The sequence below is a fragment of the Mesorhizobium sp. M7A.F.Ca.MR.148.00.0.0 genome (assembly GCF_003997735.1).
Taxonomy (GTDB): Bacteria; Pseudomonadota; Alphaproteobacteria; order Rhizobiales; family Rhizobiaceae; genus Mesorhizobium.
Map to the genome: position 1 here is coordinate 1 of NZ_RZTB01000620.1, position 256 is coordinate 256.

Below are 256 nucleotides of genomic sequence, written 5' to 3' on the forward strand. Positions count from 1 at the left end.
CAGCCAGGCAGAGCGGCCACGAGATCGTCATGCAGGTGCCGCTCGAACCGTTCGATTATCCGAAGGTAAATCCGGGCCGCAACACGCTGACGGTGGCGGCGAGCGCGGATGAGAATCTGAAAAGCCTGCACTGGGCACTGTCGCGGACGACCAACTATACCGGCGTCATGAACTATATGGGCGCGCGCTTTTCCGCCGACGCGGCGGCGATGGAGCCGTTCATGGCCGAACTCGGCAAACGCGGCCTTGCCTATAT

Annotated in this window: 1 protein-coding gene; it reads left to right on the top strand. The window is 62.1% G+C overall.

Annotation, left to right across the window (positions count from 1 at the left end):
* Positions 1 to 256 (top strand): divergent polysaccharide deacetylase family protein (locus EOB49_RS35555; protein WP_206526230.1); only part of this gene is annotated, 256 nt, incomplete at both ends.